The 19,112-nt window shown below is 69.4% G+C and carries 20 protein-coding genes, 1 tRNA gene and 1 pseudogene; 12 read left to right on the forward strand and 10 right to left on the reverse strand.

The window, feature by feature from the left end; translation table 11 throughout:
• Window position 1 precedes the first annotated feature (1 nt).
• Window positions 2–433 (reverse strand): ATP-binding protein, encoded by a 432-nt coding sequence (locus OG556_RS16395; RefSeq protein WP_331743539.1) that lies wholly within the window; start codon window positions 431–433, stop codon window positions 2–4.
• 204 nt (window positions 434–637) lie between these two features.
• Here OG556_RS16395 and OG556_RS16400 point away from each other — a divergent pair.
• From OG556_RS16400 to OG556_RS16410, 3 genes and pseudogenes are all read left to right on the forward strand, one after another.
• A pseudogene (locus OG556_RS16400) lies at window positions 638–802 on the forward strand (helix-turn-helix domain-containing protein); the annotation flags it as partial.
• A 12-nt stretch (window positions 803–814) separates the two neighbouring features.
• Window positions 815–1,783, forward strand: coding sequence for a transcriptional regulator (locus tag OG556_RS16405; protein WP_331743536.1), 969 nt, complete (start codon window positions 815–817; stop codon window positions 1,781–1,783).
• 11 nt (window positions 1,784–1,794) lie between these two features.
• Window positions 1,795–2,526, forward strand: a complete 732-nt coding sequence (locus OG556_RS16410) for a 5-formyltetrahydrofolate cyclo-ligase (protein ID WP_331743534.1) — start codon at window positions 1,795–1,797, stop codon at window positions 2,524–2,526.
• Window positions 2,527–2,880: 354 nt separating this feature from the next.
• Here OG556_RS16410 and OG556_RS16415 read toward each other — a convergent pair whose 3' ends face one another.
• Both OG556_RS16415 and OG556_RS16420 read right to left on the reverse strand, forming a co-directional pair.
• Window positions 2,881–3,186, reverse strand: coding sequence for a DUF397 domain-containing protein (locus OG556_RS16415; RefSeq protein ID WP_331743531.1), 306 nt, complete (start codon window positions 3,184–3,186; stop codon window positions 2,881–2,883).
• Window positions 3,183–4,049, reverse strand: coding sequence for a helix-turn-helix domain-containing protein (locus tag OG556_RS16420; protein WP_371517690.1), 867 nt, complete (start codon window positions 4,047–4,049; stop codon window positions 3,183–3,185). The genes OG556_RS16415 and OG556_RS16420 overlap by 4 nt, the downstream gene beginning before the upstream one ends.
• A 293-nt stretch (window positions 4,050–4,342) precedes the next feature.
• Here OG556_RS16420 and OG556_RS16425 point away from each other — a divergent pair, with 293 nt between their 5' ends.
• From OG556_RS16425 to OG556_RS16455, 7 genes are read left to right on the forward strand one after another with little or no spacing between them, the layout of a single operon-like run.
• Complete coding sequence (locus OG556_RS16425) at window positions 4,343–5,572, forward strand: cytochrome P450 (RefSeq protein ID WP_371517691.1); 1,230 nt, start codon at window positions 4,343–4,345, stop codon at window positions 5,570–5,572.
• A complete protein-coding gene (locus OG556_RS16430) occupies window positions 5,569–6,072 on the forward strand; it encodes a deoxycytidine deaminase (protein WP_331743524.1) in 504 nt (167 codons plus the stop codon). The genes OG556_RS16425 and OG556_RS16430 overlap by 4 nt, the downstream gene beginning before the upstream one ends.
• Window positions 6,069–6,608: a dCTP deaminase gene (gene dcd / locus OG556_RS16435; RefSeq protein WP_331743521.1), complete on the forward strand. Its 540-nt coding sequence runs from the start codon at window positions 6,069–6,071 to the stop codon at window positions 6,606–6,608. The genes OG556_RS16430 and dcd overlap by 4 nt, the downstream gene beginning before the upstream one ends.
• Window positions 6,601–7,254, forward strand: a complete 654-nt coding sequence (locus tag OG556_RS16440) for a hypothetical protein (RefSeq protein ID WP_371517692.1) — start codon at window positions 6,601–6,603, stop codon at window positions 7,252–7,254. The genes dcd and OG556_RS16440 overlap by 8 nt, the downstream gene beginning before the upstream one ends.
• Entirely contained in the window at window positions 7,251–9,017 is a 1,767-nt protein-coding gene (locus tag OG556_RS16445) for an amino acid--tRNA ligase-related protein (protein WP_371517693.1), read from the forward strand. The genes OG556_RS16440 and OG556_RS16445 overlap by 4 nt, the downstream gene beginning before the upstream one ends.
• Window positions 9,014–9,859 (forward strand): class I SAM-dependent methyltransferase, encoded by an 846-nt coding sequence (locus tag OG556_RS16450; protein WP_371517694.1) that lies wholly within the window; start codon window positions 9,014–9,016, stop codon window positions 9,857–9,859. The genes OG556_RS16445 and OG556_RS16450 overlap by 4 nt, the downstream gene beginning before the upstream one ends.
• A gap of 28 nt (window positions 9,860–9,887) precedes the next feature.
• On the forward strand, window positions 9,888–10,427 hold the full coding sequence (locus OG556_RS16455; protein ID WP_371517695.1) for an AAA family ATPase: 540 nt from the start codon (window positions 9,888–9,890) through the stop codon (window positions 10,425–10,427).
• A 97-nt stretch (window positions 10,428–10,524) separates the two neighbouring features.
• Here the strand turns inward: OG556_RS16455 and lysS are convergent, their stop codons facing one another.
• From lysS to OG556_RS16470, 3 genes are all read right to left on the reverse strand, one after another.
• Complete coding sequence (gene lysS / locus OG556_RS16460; RefSeq protein WP_371517696.1) at window positions 10,525–12,162, reverse strand: lysine--tRNA ligase; 1,638 nt, start codon at window positions 12,160–12,162, stop codon at window positions 10,525–10,527.
• A gap of 202 nt (window positions 12,163–12,364) precedes the next feature.
• A complete protein-coding gene (locus OG556_RS16465) occupies window positions 12,365–12,805 on the reverse strand; it encodes a hypothetical protein (RefSeq protein WP_371517697.1) in 441 nt (146 codons plus the stop codon).
• The gene (locus OG556_RS16470) at window positions 12,805–14,121 is read right to left on the reverse strand and encodes a phage major capsid protein (RefSeq protein ID WP_371517698.1); all 1,317 of its coding nucleotides are present in this window, start codon (window positions 14,119–14,121) and stop codon (window positions 12,805–12,807) included. The genes OG556_RS16465 and OG556_RS16470 overlap by 1 nt, the downstream gene beginning before the upstream one ends.
• Before the next feature lie 244 nt (window positions 14,122–14,365).
• Here OG556_RS16470 and OG556_RS16475 point away from each other — a divergent pair, with 244 nt between their 5' ends.
• The gene (locus OG556_RS16475) at window positions 14,366–15,145 is read left to right on the forward strand and encodes a hypothetical protein (protein WP_371517699.1); all 780 of its coding nucleotides are present in this window, start codon (window positions 14,366–14,368) and stop codon (window positions 15,143–15,145) included.
• A gap of 65 nt (window positions 15,146–15,210) precedes the next feature.
• On the opposite strand, the gene OG556_RS16480 is transcribed toward OG556_RS16475, so the two are convergent.
• The 3 genes from OG556_RS16480 to OG556_RS16490 form a co-directional block, all read right to left on the reverse strand.
• Window positions 15,211–15,287 (reverse strand) — tRNA-Met (locus OG556_RS16480).
• A gap of 72 nt (window positions 15,288–15,359) precedes the next feature.
• Window positions 15,360–16,049 (reverse strand): hypothetical protein, encoded by a 690-nt coding sequence (locus tag OG556_RS16485; RefSeq protein ID WP_371517700.1) that lies wholly within the window; start codon window positions 16,047–16,049, stop codon window positions 15,360–15,362.
• Window positions 16,046–16,672: an RNA polymerase sigma factor gene (locus OG556_RS16490; protein WP_371517701.1), complete on the reverse strand. Its 627-nt coding sequence runs from the start codon at window positions 16,670–16,672 to the stop codon at window positions 16,046–16,048. Before OG556_RS16490 ends, OG556_RS16485 begins: the two co-directional genes overlap by 4 nt.
• A gap of 347 nt (window positions 16,673–17,019) precedes the next feature.
• On the opposite strand from OG556_RS16490, the gene OG556_RS16495 reads away from it, so the two are divergent.
• Window positions 17,020–17,835 carry an SAM-dependent methyltransferase gene (locus tag OG556_RS16495; RefSeq protein WP_371517702.1) on the forward strand — a complete coding sequence of 272 codons (816 nt, stop codon included), beginning with the start codon at window positions 17,020–17,022 and terminating at the stop codon, window positions 17,833–17,835.
• A 105-nt stretch (window positions 17,836–17,940) separates the two neighbouring features.
• On the opposite strand, the gene OG556_RS16500 is transcribed toward OG556_RS16495, so the two are convergent.
• On the reverse strand, window positions 17,941–19,086 hold the full coding sequence (locus tag OG556_RS16500; protein ID WP_371517703.1) for an HK97 family phage prohead protease: 1,146 nt from the start codon (window positions 19,084–19,086) through the stop codon (window positions 17,941–17,943).
• Window positions 19,087–19,112 lie beyond the last annotated feature (26 nt).

Raw genomic sequence — 19,112 nt, forward strand, 5'->3', positions numbered from 1 at the left:
TTCACCGCGTGGCTCCCGTGTCGTCGGCAAGAACGCTCGCCCATACCTTCTTCGTCGTCGCCGTAGTCACCACTCCCACGGCGAGCGCCAGGCGGTCGACGAGGATCAGTCCCCGGCCGTGCTCTCCACAGGCGGTTAAGGCCCCGGGGAGCAGCCGGTCGGGCCGGGAATCCTCGACCTCGACCCGGCAGGTGCCGCCGCTCTCGTCAAGCTGCACCACAACGGAGTCACCCGGGCTGCTGCCGTGCCGGATGGCGTTCGACACCAACTCCGTGAGGATGAGCAGTACATCGCCGACGCGCTCGCCGTTCACGTCCCATCCCCACTTCCCCAGCTCCGTCCGCACGTTGTGACGCACCATGGGGACCAGGTCCGTATCCGCCCTGTAGCGCCCCTTCCAGCGGCGTACGGTCGGGTGTTCGACGGCCACCATGTACATCGCTCCCAGCGGGCGAAGAGGCTGCGGGTCGTGGGTCAACGGACCTCGCGTCGAAGACACGACGCGCCCGATGCACTACCTACGGAATCACCATCAACTTCCGATCACCAGGCCGGATTTGGTGCGAATATGGTTCCCTTAGGGTTCAAAGTGGCCCGTGGCCTGCACTGTTGTTCGGCGTGGATCTTCGGGGGATTTATGGAGCAACGACAGCTTGTCCGATGGCGGAGAGCTGCCGGCCTTACGCAGGAGCAGCTGGCCGAACTGTTGACCGTGAGTCTCTCTACCGTGCGCAGGTGGGAGCGTGGGCACGACAAGCCCAGGCCATGGAGGTACCCGCCACTCGCCCGAGCGCTCAAGATCAAGGTCACTGACTTGAGTGTCTTCTTCGACGGTCCGTCGGCAACCGTGGAGCACAGTCAGGTGCCGAGCGCGCCGACAATCGCCGATCTGACCACGGTCCTTGAACTACGCGAGGCACACCTCGCTCTGTCGGCACGCTACGAGCTGGTCCCCGGCTCCGAACTCCTCGCGGAGGGAAGCGAACAACTCGCACACCTCAAACAGCTCGCCCAGCAATCCCACTCCAGTCGCCTCACACGGGACGTGCTCGCCTTGCAGGCCGAGACCGCCATCCTGATGGGAAAGCTTGTCTGGGACGCGAGCCAGCGCCGGGCTTCCGCCGCAGCCCGCACGTACTACGATCAGGCCGCCCGCATCGGTGAGCGCCTACGCGACCCGGCTGTGCAGGGCCATGCCCTCCTACGGTCGGCGTACGTCGAGTTGTACGGAACGCGGGATGCCGAAGCCGGCCTGGCCCTGGCCCAGTCCGCCGCCACGGTGGCCGCACCGATCAGCCCAGCGCTCGCGGGTCTCGCGCTGCTGCACGCTGGCGAGGCCCATGCGATGCTTCGCCAGGGCCGCGAGTGCGACCGTGCGCTTGGCGAGGCGATCAGCACCCTCGAAACAGTCGATGCCACCGATATCGCCAGCGACCTTGCCGCCGTCGACCAAGTCGAACGACTCGCTGGGTCGTGTTACCTCGAACTCGGGCAACACCGCACCGCGCGCAGACGGTTGGAAGCTGCGGCCGGCTCCGTCTCGATCGGCCCGAAGTCCCGGCCGATCGTGCTGGGCAACCTTGCCCGCGCTGCCATCGGGCAAGGCCAGCTCGACGGTGCTGTCTTCGCCATCAACCGGGCCATCGACGATCTTCAGACCATCATGAGCGGTGGCGGAATCGGCGTGGTCGTCACCGCAGTCAGGGAACTCAGGCCGTGGCGAACAGCCCAAGAGGTGCAGGATGTTCAGGACAGGCTGTTCGACCTGATGGCTGCGCCGTAGAAGGAGCCCCCTTGTCCAACAACATCGAGGCGGACAAGTCCGCGTTGCGAGAGCGCGTGTGGAGTGCGTTGGATGCCGCAGGGGCCGTGCGTGGACCTGTCCGCAACAGCATCCCCGACTTCCACGGCTCTCACGAGGCCGCAGAGCTGCTTGCCCAGCTTCCGGCGTGGCGTACCGCCTCGGTGGTGAAGTCGGTACCCGACACAGCGCAGGAGCCGGTTCGGGCAATAGCCCTGCGGGAGGGGCGTCTGGTCTACATGGCGGTCCCCCGGCTCGCCCTTCCGCACCCCTTCTTTGTCCTCGATCCGGCTGAACTGCCGAGTCCCGCTGAGGCCGCGGCGAACCGTCGCACGGCGGCGGCCATCGCACCGACGACCGACGTGGGCGGAATGCGGCCCGTCGACCTGATCGTTCTCGGGAGTGTCGCGGCCGATCGCTCCGGAGCCCGGATCGGCAAGGGCGCCGGCTACTCCGACCTGGAGTACGCGCTGCTCGCGGAGGCCGGACTGGTAGGGCCGGGCACCGTCATCGCGACGACGGTCCACCAGCTGCAACTGGTGGACAGCATCCCGACGTCGGAGCACGACGTCTACGTGGACCTGGTGGTCACGCCTACCGAGATCATCACGTGCCCGCCTCGACCTCGCCCGTCCGGCATTCTGTGGAACCACCTCACCGAGGCGAAGATCGCGTCAATTCCTGCTCTTGTGGACCGGCAGCTCCGTCAAGGCCGGACGGCCTAGTGTCCTGAGCCGGGCCAGATACGCGCCGGAGCCCGTCGCCTGAAGGCGACGGGCTCCATGACCTCGTGACAGCTGCCCCCGGCCAAGTGCCAGCCGCAGAAGCCCGAACTCGTCGCGCGGGATCGACTGGGCCGGCACGTACAGCAGCCACGTGACCGCCCGGCGGGTGCCGGGGTAGGTCCGGGACGTAGATCCGCTAGCGGGCGAAGGCGACGGGTCTGATCGGGGCGGGTGAGGTCGAACAACCGCTCCGAGTCGTCTTGGATGGAGCGCACCACAGCCAGGGCAGTTCTCCACCGTCTCGGGTGAGACTCAAGCTGCGAGGGCGCTGTGTGACGTGCCGGCGGCCCGCGGCTAGGCGGTGGGGGCTGCGGTGCGATCGAATCGCCCAGCCCTGGCGCCTTCAAGGAAGTCCTTCCACTCGGTCCACGCGAAGAGGAGAGGGTCCTTGTCAGGGTTCAAGGTGTCGCCCAACCCGACGAGTCCACGGTCGAGGAAGGCGACCTTCACGCAGTTGGTTCCACCGCTGCTGGCCGTCAGCCACTCCGCACGTTCGAACTGGTCCCTGACCCACGTCGGGTCGAGGAGGTTCTTCTCCTCAGCGGTGACGATGGTGTCAGCGTCAACATGGGAAGCGTGGGGCGCGAAGTCGTGGGTCACAAGAGGTCCTTGGCGATTCGAGCGAGCAGTTCCAGCGATTCCTTCGGCGGCAGGGCATCGGTCTTCAGGTGATCGCTGCAGGTGTGGTAGTCGGTGACGGTTGCGGGGTCGTTGAGGTGAAGGGCGGTCTTCATGCCCTCGATGGTGACCGAGTCATGGCCGGTCGGGAACGTCCAGGCCATGTAGGGCCCGTCCGTGCCGGCGTGCGCGCCGCGCGACAGCGGGACGACCTGGATGACGATGTCACGGTGGGCGCGGGCCAGTTCGATGAGATGAAGGACTTGAGCGCGAGCTGTGGCCCGACCACCGACTTCCTGACGGAGCTGGGCCTCGGTGAGTACTGCCCAGATCCGTAGCGGGGTCTTGCGGGACAGCGCGCTGAGGCGGGTGTTCCGCCGTACCGTGATGAAGCGCTCAATGTCCTCGCCACTCTTCCAGGCTCGGCTAGCGACGACTACGGCCCGCTCGTAGTCGTCGCACTGAAGGAGGCCGTGGACGACTACCGGGCACCAGATGAACAGGGTGTTGGCGATCTCCAGGTTGGCGAGGTAATCGCCGAGTGGGTCGTCTGCGACGCCGGGGTAGCGCTGGTGCCAGTCACGGTCGCGGGCGTTGCGCACCATCTCGCGCCAGGCTTCCTGGACGGCGGGGTCGGCGATCTGGAGGACATCGAAAAAGTGCGGGAGTTGCTGCGGCTTGATCCCCTGCGTGCCGTTCTCGATCTTCGAGATGGTGGACGCGGAGCCATACCCGAGTGCAGCGGCGGCCTGTTCGACGCTCCAGCCGAGTCGGGTCCGGGCAAGCCTGACTTCGCTCGCAAGGCGGCGTCGCCGCGGTGTCGGCTCGACAGCCACCTTCAGCACCTCCCCCTTCTCTGGGACAGGCTAGCGGTTAGGCAGTATCTCGCATATGCCGGTTCGGCGAAAAGGACAGAGTGTCCTTTCCGACCCTCTTGCCGTTTGCCTGACGTAGCGTCATCATCGGTTCACGGTTGGGAACGGGGCCGTGCGCCACCCTGCGGTCGGCAGGCGCCTCCCGTAGCCCCCTCGAACTTCGTTACACCACAGCCCGATTGCCGCCTGTGGGCCCTCATCCCGGTGCTACGCCCGTCCAGCTCGCGACGGCCCGGGAAGGCCCTTCGCGGACGTTCGGGCAGATGGGAGGCAACAACATGGACCAAGCCACCGTCTTAACGGCGCTCTCCTCTGGACCGGAGCGCAAGCCCGCGCTCACGACCTTGGCCGAGGGCCCCCGGGCCATCGATTGTCCGGACCTGGGCAGCGGGCGGCTCGTCTTCCCACGTCATCGGGAAGTTCGCCACCTACTTCGGCACCCGGGCTTCGTGTGCGCGCCGACCGCCGCCGGCCTGCTGGACGAGATCAGCCCGGCGCTGCGGTCGGTACTCGAACCGGTCGCATCGTGGGTGCTCTACGCGGACGCCCCAGAGCACCAGCGGTTGCGGGGCCTGCTGGCCAAGGCATTCGCACCTCGGCGGATCGCCGCCCTGGAGCCGCAGATCACAGCGACGGCGGACGCGCTCGTGTCCCGGTTCATGGCGGCCGACGGCGGCGACGCGGTGCGCAGTATCGCTGAACCCCTGCCGGTCCACACGATCTGCGCGCTGCTGGGCATCCCGGACAGCGACCAGGGCCTCGTCAAAAGGTGGTCCGACGAGGTCATCCTGCTCACCGAACCCGCTCTCACCGGCGGCCAGGGGCAGCGGCTCGCCGCCGCCTGGGCCGGCCTATGGGACTACTTCACCGACCTCATCGGGCACCGCCGCGCCCGAGCGGTCGACGACATCGTCTCGGCCCTGGTCGAGGTGGAGGAGCAGGGGAAGCGCCTCACGCTGGAGGAGGCGGTGGCCAACCTGATCGCCCTGCTGATCGGCGGCCACGAGACCACGACGGGGCTGATCGGCGCGCTGCTCATCGCGATTGCAGACCACCCGGAACTGGCGGATGCGGCGGCCGGGTCGGCGGAGTCCATCGCCGGGTTCGTCGAGGAGGTCCTGCGCCTGGATGGGCCGGCGCTGATCACCGCCCGGACGGCTGCCGAGGACTGCGAGGTCTTCGGAGTGCCGGTGCCGGCGGGCCGACGGCTTGTACTACTCCAAGCATCGGCGAACCGCGACCCCGAGGTGTTCGAGGAACCGCAGGAGTTCCGGCCTGGCCGCCGCCCGAACCCGCACGTCGGCTTCGGCCACGGCCCGCACGCCTGCTTCGGAGCGGCACTGGCCCGCATGGAGGCGGCCGCCGTGATGCGCTCCGTCCTGCGGCGCGGCTGTCGGCTTCACGTGGAGGACGGGGTGACCTGGAAGGCATCGCAGGTGATCCGCTCCGCGACCTTCCTGCCGGTGTACGTCGAGCGGGAGGCGAAACGGTGATCCTCACCAGTGGGGCCATCCGGCGGTTCATCGCCCAAGGTGACATCGTCTTCTCCCCCTACGATCCGGCCGGAGTCAACCCCAACTCCGTCAACTACCACCTGGGCCGCGGGCTGAAGGTCTTCCAGGACCGCACCGGCACGTTTGTGGAGACGGAGCTGCCGGACGAGGGCTACGTGCTGGAGCCGCACCGGATGTACCTCGGGCACACCGAGGAGCAGATCGGCAGCAGCCTGTTCGCGATGCGGCTGATCGGATGCAGCAGCAACGGGCGGCGCGGGCTGTTCCTCCAGCTCTCGGCCGATCTGGGCCACACAACGTCCTGCCACCGCTGGACGCTGGAGATCGTTGCGGCTCTGCCGATCCGGATCTACCCCGGCATGGTCGCCGGCCAGGTTTCCTTCTGGTGCAACACCGGGCTCATCCGGCCGACCTCGGCGACCTACGCCTGCTTCAACCACGCCTGCGAGTCCCAGCCGCTGATCGGAGCACCGTCATGATCCTCACCGGACCCCAGGTCGCTCGGGAGGTCGAACAAGGCCGCATCAAGATCGACCCGTTCAACCCCCGTCGCTGCACCACCAACAGCTACGACCTGGCGCTGGGCAGCCGCGTGGGCGTCTACCTGGACGACATCCTCGACCCGACGCGTGAGCCCGAGGTCGAGTACCGCGAGATCCCGTCGACCGGGTACCTCCTCGAACGCGGCGACTTCGTCTTGGGCCACACCGTCGAACGGTTCGGCAGCGACGCGCTCGTCCCCATCATGCACGCCAAGTCCGGGTTCGCCCGCCTGGGATGCTTCGTCCACTGCACCGCGGACCTCATCGACCTCGGCTTCTACGGGCGCTCGACCCTGCAGATGTACGCGACACTGCCCATTGTCCTGTACCCCGGCATGCCGGTGGCGCAGGTCAGCTGGTGGGAGACCTTCGGCGAGATCGACCAGCTGTACAGCGGCAAGTACCAGGGGGCGGATGGCCCGATGCCCTCGCGCAGCCACCTCGACGCCTGGGCGGTGGCCGCCCGTGGCTGACGGCGCCTTCGCCCCCATCCGGCGCGGATCCGCATGCCCGTTCGCCGCCCGGGCCCGCATCGAGGCCGCTCCCGCCCACCCGGGGGCCGAACCGTACGAGGCCGGCTTGGAGGCAGGGCCCGTCCTGACCGACTTCGCGCGCCGCGTCGAAGACGAGGAACTCGACGGCCTGGTCCTCCAGCTCACCGACCCCGGTCTCGGAGCCACCCTCGAAGCCGTCGCCACCACCGTCCGGAGAACCGTCATCGGCCTACTGGCCGCGACCGGCGCCGACCCGGCCGCCGAACTCGCGCACGCGGGCGCCGATGGTTGGTGGCTGCGGCTGGCCGACATCCGCTGGTTCCTCGTCGTCTTCGCCCCCTGCTACCCCGACACCTCCCCCCGCTCCACCCACGGCTCGGACTCCACCTTCCTCCTCTTCCAGCCCGTCCACTCCTTCGACCGGCACGCCACCCCCAAGGGCACAGTCATCGTGCCCGCCGTCCGGGAGCGCATCCGCGACGCCCACCACGCCGCCGGCACCCCCTACGACTCCGACCTTGCCCAAGGGACCACCGAGGCAGCCAAGTTCGTCGCCGCACTCAACCCTGGTGACCCGCCCGTCGCCTGGTGGCGCCCCGGCCCCACCGAACCGGAGACGACATGACCACCACCGGCCTCGCCACCCTGGCCGACGCCATCGCCGCCACGCACGGCTCCACCGAACCCACGACGTGGGACGCGCCCACCGAACTGCTCGGCGCCGCCGCCGTGCTGTTCACCACCCACCCCGCCGACGGCGCCGATGAACTCCTGGCAGGCATCGCCCGCCTTCTCGGCCACGGCCCCCACCCCGCCGTCACCCTCCACGCCGGCTCGCCCGCCCGGGGCCCGCGCGAGCTCGACATCCTGTACCACGCCCTCGCGACCGCCGCTGAACCCGGACGACCGCCCTGGCCCCACGGTCCCGCCGATCCTGCCCGGCTGGCGGCCGCCACCCACGCGCTCACCGCTACCATCCCCTGCCGCCTGACTGCCCTGCGTGCCGCCGCGGTCCTCCACCTCCTGCACCTGCTTCCCGACATCGACGGCCACCTGCACCGCGACCTGATCCGCCGCACCACGTGGCTCCTCGACCCCCGCACCGACGACCCGGTCACCCTGCTGCTGACCCTCACCGCCCCCGACGACCCGCTCGCCCCGGCCCCTCGAAGCCACACCCACACCCGCAAACGCCACCCCGAACCGCTCCCACTCGCCGACTGGGACCTCTGGCCGGCCCCCGACCAAGTCCTCACCCTGTCCGGGCGCATCACCGCGGTCCGCACTCACAGCCACATCGCCTTCGCCGACGTCGCCTGGGACCGCCACGACGCCCAGTTCGCCTTCGACCCCACCATCGCCACCGACCTGCACGCCGGCGACCTCGTCACCGCCCGGGGCACCTGCTCCACCAGTCGCACCGGCCGCCCGACCCTGTTCGTCCGCCACCTGGAGTACCACGAACCCGGAGTCCCACCGCCGTTACCTGGCAGTGCCCTCCTCACCCCGCTCCTCGGCCCGCTGCGCGCGCACCTCGCCGCGGGCGGCTTCCGCGAGACGATCAGCCCCGTCCTCACCGACGGCTACTTCGGCGGCGCCGCACGGCCGTTCACCACCTGGGCGTACGCCGCCGGACGCCGCCAGTACCTGCGCGTCACCACCGAACTCGACCTGCTCGCCGCCATCGCGGCTGGCACCGCCCGCTGCTACGAGATCGGCCCGAGTTTCCGCAACGAGGGCCAACGCGGCCGTTCTACCGTCGAGTTCGTGATGCTGGAGGCGTACGCCGCCGACCTCACCCTCGACCAGGCCACCACCTACCTGGCCGACCTCGTCACCGCCACCACCGGCCTCACCGCCCCGCTGACCCACCAGAGCTTCGACGACGCCTTCCGCGAGATCACCGGCATCGACTCGACCGACGCCACCGCCGTCCGGGCCCTGGCCGCCGAGCGCACCCCGTACACCGCCGAGCACACCGACGACCCCGACCGCCTCGTCCGGCGCCTGTGGCGCCACAGCGTCCGCCAGCAACTGCGCGGCCTGACCGCGATCACCGACATCCCCGGCCTGGCCTCACCCCTGATCGTCGGCACCGGCCGCCAAGCCCAGCGCATCTGGCTCTACGCCGACGGCCTCGAACTCGCCGAGATCGCCGCCAACGAACGCGACCCCCACCGACTGGCCGACGCCTTCGTCGCCCAGTTCGCGGCTGACCGCCACCCGGCCCACCGCACCTACCAGCAGGTCATCGACCTGTACGACAGCGGACTTCCCCCATGCGTCGGTTTCGGCATGAGCGTTACCCGCCTGGCCGGCCTCCGTCCCACCCCCGTACCGGCCCAACGCCGAACCCCCGCGCTGCGCGCCGCAGAGAGGACTCCATGACCACCATGCCCACCTGGCCCCTGCCCACGGTGCCCAGGTCCGCCGAAGCCGTCCGGGCCGCCAGCTACCCCGACTTCGTCGCCATGGTCAACCAGACCAACGTGATGCCCGGCGCCCACGCCACGCTCAACACCTGGGCCCTGCACTCCCGCCTCGGCCCGCAGCACCGCCTCCTCGACGTCGCCTGCACCACCGGCTTCAGCTCGCGCGAACTCGCCCGCCTCACCGGCTGTGCCGCCACCGGCTTCGACCTCAGCCACGACTCGGCCAACCTCGCCCGCTACAACCACCGCCTCCTCGACCCCACCCTCCGCCTCACCTACCACCAGGCCGATGGCACCACCTACCGGCCCGACCACACCTACAGCCACATCGCCGTCGGCGCGGCCCTCGGCTTCTTCCCCGACCCGCCCGCCATGGCGAACCGGCTTCTCGGCTTCCTCGACAACGGCGGACACGTCCTCGCCGCACCGCTCTGGGCCCCCGAGCCCCTGCCCGACCACGCCGCCGCCGTCCGTCGCGACGTCTTCGGCATCACCAGCCCCATGGAAACCCGCCACCAGGCCCTCGCCCTCTTCGCCGGCCTCGACGTCCTCCACCAGGCCGACCACACCCTCACCCCCGAGCCCGACGACGCCATCGAGCACTATTGCCAGTCCACCGTCGACCGAGCCTGCGCCCAGAGCGGCAACACCGACCCCGCCGTCCGCACCGCCATGACCGATCGCCTGCGCGAGATCAAGCACGCCACGAACGTCCTTCGTGCCCACCAGCGCTACACCGTGCTTGTTCTGCGCTACGACGCCGGAGCCCACCCGAACCGCTACGTCGAACTCTTCTGATCATCAATCAGAAAGGCTTCACGGCCCCGTGATCGTCTTCGTCAACGGCCCGTTCGGCGTCGGCAAGAGCACCACCACCGCCCTGCTCGCCGAACGCCTGTCCCAGCCCCTGGTCATCAACCCCGAGGACATCGGCCACATGCTCTGGGCCCAGCTCCCCGAGCCCCTGCGCGCAGAGGAGTTCGAGCTGGAACCCGTCTGGCCCTCGCTCACCCACTGCATGCTCGACCAGGCCGCCCGCGCCTACGGACGCCCGATCCTGGTCCCCATGACTATCGCCCGCCACACCGTCTTCGACCGGATCGTCCAACCCTTGCGCGACGCCGGCCACGACGTCCGGCACTTCACCCTCCTCGCCCCGGCCGCCGCCATCCGCGACCGCCTGCGCGAGCGCGGCGAAGGTCCCGACAAGTGGGGACCGCTCAGCTGGGAGGGCAACCAGATCGAACGCTGCCTCGACGCCCTACGCCAGCCCGCCTTCGCCGACCACATCAACACCGAGGACCGCCCAGCCACCGAGATCGCCGACGAGATCCTCACCCGCACGGGACTCCCCGCAACGGCCTAACACAACGTTGAGGGCCGGGCCGGAGCAGCATGCTCCGGCCCGGCCATCGACGTCGTCAGCGACCCGGCCAGGCGGCACCGCCGCCCGGCTACCAGCCCTACGCGACGGTCAGCAGCGACCGAATCCGGTCCGCCCCGAGCGCCAGCAACAGAGTCGGCAGCCTCGGGCCGGTGTCCCGGCCGACCAGCAGCTCGTACAGCAGCACGAACAGCTCCCGCTGGGCCACCTTCAGCTCCGGCGACGCGGGGGCGTCCAGTGGCAGCCCCGCCTGGATCTTCGGCACGCCGTACACCAGCGCCGTCAGCCCGTCGAGCGACCAGTTCTCGTCCAGACCGTCCAGCAGCAGCTTCAGCGCCTCCCGCTTCACTGGAGACAGCTGCTCCAGCCGCTCTCGGTCCGGCTCCGCCCGCACCTGGGTCCGCTCTTCCGCCGGGACGTAGGTGCTCACCCACGCCTGCGCGCGGTCCAGTCGGGGTTGGGCCTCATCCAGGCTGGCCAAAGGCTCCCCGACAGTGAAGTCCCGCAGGATGCGAAGGGTCTGCTCCGGGTCGCCAGCCGCCACGTCCGCCACCGAGGCCAGCGTTCGAAACGGCAGAGGACGTGGGGTGGACGGCAGCGGCCCGGCCGCCGGACCCAGCGAACGGGCGCGCACCGCCACCTCCAGCTCCGTGGCCGTGGCCCCCTCTACCTTCCGGCCAAGCGCATCCCACTCGTCGTAGAGCCGCAGAATCTCCGCGTCCAGCGCGATGCTGAAGCTCTGGCGCGGCTGACGGCGGTTGTAGAGCCACCGCAGCACCGCAGGCTCCACGACCTCCAGGATGTCGATCGGGGTGGGCACACCGCCCTTCGAACTGCTCATCTTCGCCATGCCACTGATCCCGACGAAGCTGTATCCGAGGTACGACGGCGGAAGCCCGTCGAAGATCTCGCGCACCACCTGCGACCCGACGGTGAACGACGAACCCGGAGAAGAATGGTCGACGCCGCCGGCCTCGAAGGTCACGCCCTCGAAGGCCCAGCGCATCGGCCAGTCGACCTTCCAGACCAGCTTCCCGCCGTCCGTCTCGGACAGCGCGAAGCCGCCCTCATGACCGCACTCGCACCGGTACTGCATCTGGGTGCTGGCGTCGTCGAAGCTGACGACCGTCGTCGAGTCCCGTCCGCAGACCTCGCAGTACGGCCGGTAGGGGTAGTAGCTCCCGGCACTGGCGGCGGCCAGGTCCTCGTCGTCCTGCTCCACCTCGGCGTCGACGGCGGCCTTCTTCGTCCGGTACCGGCCGAGGACCCCGTCGATCTGCTGCCGGTGGCGCATCGCGTGGACGATCTGCTCACGGTAGGCGCCAGAGGTGTACATCTGCGTCTGGCTGATCTCGTCGACCTCGACACCCAGCTTGGCCAGCGCCGCGCGGAGCGGAGCCTTGAAGTGCTCCGCCCAGCTCTCGTGTTCTCCACACGGGTCAGGCACTGCGGTCAGCGGGCGGCCGATGTGTTCGGCGAAGTTCGAGGGGACACCGGCCGGCACCTTCCGGAGCCGGTCGTAGTCGTCCCAGGACAGCACATGGCGACACTCCAGTCCCCGGCGGCGCAGTTCGTCCGCCACGAAGTGCGGCACCATGATCTCGCGCAGGTTCCCGAGATGCACAGGGCCGGACGGGCTGATCCCGGACGCACACACCAGCGCGGCCCCGTCACGGCGTTTGCTCTCGGCGATCACCTGGTCCGCAGCCGCGGCCACCCAATCACCTTGCTTCACGCCCACGTCACAGTCCTCCGGCTGATGGGTATTCAGTGGAGTCTAGATTAGGGGTGGTTGGGGAAGATCGAGAACACGTCGCGACACGGCGCCGGCCGAGGAGGCCCGCGCGTCGCACTCGGCGGCTGGAGAGCCGGAAGCCCGTCCCCCAGGACCGGGGACGGGCTCCTAACGACGACCGGGGCTATTCCCAGCCGAGGGCCTGCCGGAATCGGTCGAACTCAGCCCGGGGGATCGACTGCGCAGGCACGTAGAGCAGTTGGGTGACCGCGCGCCTGGTCCCGGCGTACGTCCTGTTCTGGTAGATCCGTACCCGGGGGTAGATCACGGTCCACTCCGGGTGGGTGAGGTCGAACAGTTGCTCCAGGTCGCGCGGCAGTGGGTTGCCATCCTCGTCAACCAGCTCAACGTGATCGGTAGCGAGGGGCTGGTGAACGGTGAGTCCCGGGCTGACCGCGTCCTGGTGGTCGGGCTCGGGGGTCATCCCGCCGGGCTCGGGTGGCGGTTCGATGGGTGCGGCGGCCGACAGCTCGACCGGCGGCAGGTCGGCGGCTTGCTCGGCCACCGGGTCGGCCGGTGGTTCAGCCTCGGAGGCGGTCCTCGTGATCGGCTTGCGGGCGGCCATCAGTGGGTCGCCTTGAAGGTGCCGTAGACGAAGCTCTCCGGGCGCGGCACCTCCAGGCCGATCCGTTCGGAGCCGCGCATCGTGATCACGCCCCTCTCGAAGTTGTCGCGGTTCTCGGTCGACACCTGGACGCTTACCTGCTCACGGTCGTACAAGCGCGCGCCCAGACCGAAGGACCCGACGAGGAACTTGCCCTGCGTGATCGCCATGGAGTCCACGACGCTGAGTCGCCAGACGATCTTCTGCGCGCCGACGGCGACGTTGACGGCAACCCGGTACGCGCCCTGGTTATCGGTCTCCAGCTCCAGGTCCTCGAAATCGAAGGGGTGGAGCACGATGCCGCTGGGCGGGAAGTAGGCGAGGAAAGCGCGGGTGGCGGCGCGGCGGATCGCGGCGCTCTGCTTGTCGGGGTCGGCCTGGGCGTAGGTCTGCACGCCCTGGGTGTTGACGATGCCGGTGATCTTCTCGTCTCCACCGGTGCCGTAGAGGATCTCGTTGTCCTCGGTCATCTTGACGCCGTCGACGAGTTCGCTGTCGATGATGTCGCGCAGCCGCGGCTCGTCGGCGAGGGTGTTCTTGTGCACGGGCAGGGTGTGCCCGATCTCGGCGACCGGGTAGGTGACGGTCTTGAACGCCAGGCTCGACTGCGGGGCTCGCGCGTACACCTCGACGGCGGCCGTGCCGCCGGGTGGCACCTCCATGGCCCGCTCGGGCACGATCGCCGCCGCGTTGGTGAAGCCGGTGACGCGCACCCCGTACAAGATGTTGGCGGTGGTGGTCTGGGAGGGGAACAGGTCTCGGATGCGACCCGGCCGCACCGCGCGCGGCACAATGTCCAGGTGCTCGGGGACGCCGAAGCCGAGGACACCGGCGGTGCCGGCGCTCCGGCTGAACACATCCTTGCGGCCGAGCTGGTCCAGGGCGCTGCCGTCGATGGTCACCATCTGGTCGAACGAGCCACGGAAGCCGGCGGCCTTGAGGCCCTTGAACTCGTCGCTGTCGAGGAACTGCTGGCCGAGCGACTTCACCTGGCTGGCGAGGTGGGCCGTGAGAGCGGCGTCCTGCGGGGCGAAGGGCTGAGAGGTGGGCTCGGCGAGGAAGGCGTGGACGGTCGCCGCGCCCTCCAGATCGGTGATCAGCTGCTTGATCTCCTGCGCCTCGCCGAGAACCTTGCGGAACGCGGCGGCCTTCTCGGCCGAGACAGTGACGCCGCCGTCCTCGACGGTGAAGGCCGCGCTGATGCCGTCCAGTTCGGCGGCCTTGGCGCGCAGCGCGCCGTTGAGCTCCTTGAGTCGACTCTTGTCGATGGTGGGCACGGTGTGGCGCTCCTTGGGATGTTGCCGGGCCACCCCGCCAGCGCGGGACGGAGGGGGTCCATGCCGTGCGCCCGGTCAACACCGGGGCACCACGGCGATCGGCACACCGTAGAGACCGCTGATCGCTTGTGTCGCGTCGAGCGTCACCCCTCACGTTGGCGGTGCGGCATGCGACTCGACCGCGTTCTCAAGTCGATTTTCTTGCTGACTAGTTGGCTGTGCCCACGCTGCGGCGGGACGGGTGATGGTGGTGATGTCCGGCATGGTGCCGGATCGGCCGACACAGCCCGGCCGGATCGCCGGGCCTCTGGAGTTCAGCGTGTACCCATTCCCAAAGCCTCAACTCCCAACGCTAAAAGGAGCCTTACTGCCCTCCTCCAGGGCCGAGAGCGCCGAGGTAGGCCGCCAACTGGCCATCGACGGGACCGCGATGCAGCTCCTTCGGTCGTCCGAAGGCTGGGCGTTTCGGGTCGGCTCCGTCTCGACGGTGGCCTGGTACGGGCCGGCGGAGACCGTCGCACAGGCCGAGGACTGGATGGCACGGTACGCGGCATGGTGTCTATGGCCGCGGGCCCGGGCCCGCGGCCCCTGGGGCTGTCTCGCTCGCGTGCGGGAAGGCTGGGTCACCGCGCTGGCACACACCGGACTGCCGCCCGAAGTCGAGACCCACGTGGGCGTGCAGGACGCCGAGGAGCATGTCGCCCGCCATCTGATCGCACCGGCCGTGTGGTCGGCCGCGCAAACCGCGGACCTGCCACCAGGAATCCGCGCCGTCGAGACGCAATTCTGGGTGCGCGAGGGCTACCGGGTGTTGGCGACCTGGGCATCCACCGCCCTGGGCGCACTTACCCGGAACGCCCATCGGAAGAACGAACTCGGGCGAGGCAACTACTCCACAACGGACTTGGCCGAACGGCTCGGCATCTCGCACGCGACGATCTCCGGCGCGGCGGCCGGGCGAAGCTGGAACCCACAGATCAACAAGGCGGTCGGGGCCCTGGCCAGCCGAATACGGCCCTGGTAGAGGCCATGGGAGGAAGAATGTCGAAGGGGCGGATGCGCGATGCGCATCCGCCCCTTCGGCGTTCGTGGTAGCGGGGACAGGATTTGAACCTGCGACCTCTGGGTTATGAGCCCAGCGAGCTACCGAGCTGCTCCACCCCGCGTCGGTAAGGCCGACTGTACGGCACCGGTCGGTGATCACAAACTCGATTCAGGCATGGCCGGCGCCAGTGGACTCAGCGGGCGAGTTGTCCGGCGAGTGTCGGAGAGGGCTGCGGAACCTCGCCGAAGTCCTCGTCGTCGCACAGGACCGTCAGGCGGTTGATGACGGCTTCGAGGGCTGCGGGGAGTCGTGGGTGGAGGCCTTCGTGGCAGCGGGCGAGTATGTCGCGCCGCACCCCGTCGGGCAGCAGCGGGGCGAGTGCGCGGAAGGCGCTTGGGACGGGCGGCTTGGTCGGGAAGCTCTCAGCTTGGCCACGCCAGTGGGCTGCGTCGCGAGTCTCGCCGAGGGTGAGGTGGTGCAGGTGCAGCAGGTACGCGGCGGTTGCGTTGCCAGAGCCAGCAGCGAACTGCCACCAGAACTGGGCAGCGTCCACCCGGTTGGTGACGAACAGCAGGCTGCCGAAGACGAGTGCGCCTTCGGGGTGGACTTGGTCGGAGTTCACGAGCCGGTCAAGGGAGCGGCCAGCCTGGGGCGCGTTGAGGACCAGGGCGACGGCGAGGTCCAGTTCGTGGAAGGCCTGCTCGTGGTCCGACGGGAAGGGGGCCGGAGCCGCCGTGATGTGGGCGGCTGCGGCAGGCGGCGCGGCGCTGGTGCAGGTGTAGATCCTCGCCTCGGCGGTGCTCATGCCCGGACCGAGGTCGAGGTGCGGGTCGGCGTGCCAGGCGAGGAGGCTGGGATGCTGGTCGGCGGCGGGTCGGCTCACTGCTCCTCCTTTGGCCGTTCGGCGAGTTCGGGCCTGCCGATGGCGTTGGCGAGGCGGCGGCGGGCGTGACGGAGGTTGGAACGCAGGGTGGAGAGGGGGGTGCCGAGGAAGTCGGCGACCTCCTGTTCGTCCAGGTCGAGGCAGTACCTGAGTACCACGCTGTCGTGCTGCCGCTCGGGCAGTTCGAGGATCGCGGTCATCAGGCCGATGCGCTCGGGCAGCGTTTCCAGGCTGATGCGGGCCTGGCGGCGGAAGTGGTCGATGACCGCGTCCAGCGCCGCTGCCTGCACGGCGACCGGCTCGCTCTGCGCGGCGCGCCAGGCGGCGAGGTGCTCCTTGAGGAGCCTCCAGGCGTATGCGGCGGGAATCTCCTGGCGCAGGGCGATCGACCAGTTGCGGCGCAGGTGCTGCTTGGTCGCCGCCACCACCAGCTCGGGGCCGCCGTCACGGTAGCCGACCTGGGTGCGGACGAAGCCGAGCCAGGCGCGTTCGTGCGTGGCGCAGAACGCGTCGAAGGTGAGCGTCAGGCGCGCTCCGCCCGGTGTCGTGCCGTTGGTGTCGGTCAAGGTCCGGCCTCCCCTGCGGCCGCCGGTGCTGGGCGGCTCGTCCCGGTTGATCAGCATGACGGTTCCCCTCCCCGTACCGGCGCGCGGCCGGTGCTGGTGTGCTTCGGGGGGACACGAGTTCCCCTGAGGCACATGCAAGCGCAGTTGGGGCTCCTGGGTGCAAAGGAGGCGCAAAGAAAATGACTGACGGTAATAGTATGACTACTGCATTACCTGATCGATTGTCAGGTCGTCGTGTCTTAGGTTGGTCATCGTGGTTCAGTGCAGGCCGGCTCACCCGTCCGGGCGGCGTCGAGGTTGACATGCAACGGTCCTGGGCAGGAACCGCAAGAGCATCCGCCGGTGGCGCGCCGTGGCGCGCGGCACGGTAGCGCGGCAGAACAATAGGGCTGGGGGGCACGGTGGTGACGCGCGACGACGAGGACGACGAGATCGATCTCCAGCTCCACCGGGCCCACTCCGCCCGCATGTACGACTACTACCTCGGCGGGACCACGAACTTCGCCGCCGACCGCGAGGCCGCCGGCCAGGCGATCGCCGTCTTCCCGGCCGCCCGGGTCGCCGCGCGGGCCAACCGGGACTTCGTGCAACGCTCCACGCGCCTTCTCGCCAGCCAGGGCATCGCGCAGTTCCTCGATGTCGGCACCGGGATTCCCACCTCGCCGAACCTGCACGAGGTCGCGCAGGGGATCAATCCGCAGGCCCGGGTGCTCTACGCCGACAACGATCCGATCGTCTTCGCTCACGCACAAGCCCTGTTACTGAGCAGCCCAGAGGGCCTGACCTCCTACCTCCAGGCCGACGTCACCGACCCCGCCGCGATCCTCACCTCGAAGGAACTGGCGAAGACCATCGATGTCACCGCGCCGGTCGCCCTCAGCCTCAACGCCCTGCTCCACTTCGTCCCCGACGACCAGGACGCCTACCGGATCGTCGGACAGCTCAAGGACGCTCTGGCCCCGGACAGCGCCTTGGCGATCAGCCACGGCACCCCCGACTTCGGCCCGGCCGAGGCCGAACGCATCACCCAGGTCTACGCCGCCGCCGGCACCACGGTCCGCATGCGCACCCGTGAGCAGATCGAGCACTTCTTCGATGGCTGGGACCTCCTCGACCCCGGTCTCTGCCCGACCCACAGGTGGCGGCCAGAGGGCGTCGCCGAGCAGGGGATCACCGACGCCCAGGTGAGCGCCTACGCCGCCGTCGCGGTGAAGCGGTGACCTCTGCTGCCCAGTGAAGCATCCGCGGCACCTGCGGGTGCAACGGCCAGTCCACGAATCCCCGGCGGTGCGTACCGTCGAGTCAGCGAACCGCCAGGGTGGCGCTCAGCTGATGGTCCGCGCATCGGCGAACAGCGCCAGCGCCGCGCTGATCTCGTTCGGCTTGAGGACCGCCATGGCCAGGGTCTTGCTCTCGTCAGCCGGAGGCTCGGGCGGCTGCCAGTCGATGCCGGCGGCGGTGAGCACGGCGACGAGGTGCTGCACGGCGGAGGCCAGGCGGTCGGCGTTCTCTCCTGACAGGACGCGCCCCGCCTTGCTCTGGATGTCCGCCAGGGTCTTCATCTGGGAGGCGACCCGTTCCACGTCGGGTGCGAGGGCGGCCAGCGCCGCGTCGGGACCGGTGCCCTCGACGTCGAGGACCAGGCGGACGGGGCTGGGCTGGGCGACGGTCGGGACGCCGTCGCCGGAGAGCGTGTACGGGATCTCCCAGCTGGTCGAGTTGAAGCCGCCCTCGGTGTAGCTCCACACCGTGGCGATGACCCGGTCCGGGTAGGTGCCGATGATCTGCACCGTGCCGTACTCGAGGTGGTTGTCCTCGGTGGGACGCAGGCGCTGCTCCACGGCGGAGGCGATGGCGTCGATCCGCTCCTCCAGCGTGCCGGCCAGCGGCGCCAGTTCCACCTGGGTGTCGGCCAGGACCCCGCGGGCCTTGCCGGGGTGCTGCTTGAGGTCGAGGGTCGAGGTGTAGGGGTTCGCGCCGAACAGCACCGGGCTGTACTCGTACAGGTCCAGGTCGGTGATGCGGCGAACCCCCTTGGAGCGTTTCGCCGTTCGGACCTGGTAGCCGATCGACCACTGCACCTGGTCGCCGAAGAACAGCAGGTTGGCGTACATGTCTTTCCCGGCCTGGGTGGCCAGGTTGCAGCGGCCCTTGACGAGGAGCGCGCCGGCCTCGGCGGGCCAGGGCTGGCCGGTCGGCAGGGCGGCGGGCAGGCGCGGGTCTCCGGGCAGCAGTTCCTCGGTGTGCTCGGTGCGGGCGGTCCACACGTTCCAGTCGTGCGACCACACGCCTTTCGGCGTGATCTCGGTGAGGGTGCGGGCGTAGGCGCCGGGCTCGATCACGTCGCCGTCGTGGTCGCGCAGCCCGGTGATCGACACGAGCGTGGTGAAGGTGCCCTGGTCGTCGTCGGTCTCCAGGACGCCGAGGCTCGCCTGCTTGTGGTCCAGCGTGCTGCTGGGGGTCGGTGCCACCGTGTCGCTCCCGTTCGCTGGGTTGG

This window comes from Kitasatospora sp. NBC_01300 (assembly GCF_041435235.1).
GTDB lineage: Bacteria > Actinomycetota > Actinomycetes > Streptomycetales > Streptomycetaceae > Kitasatospora.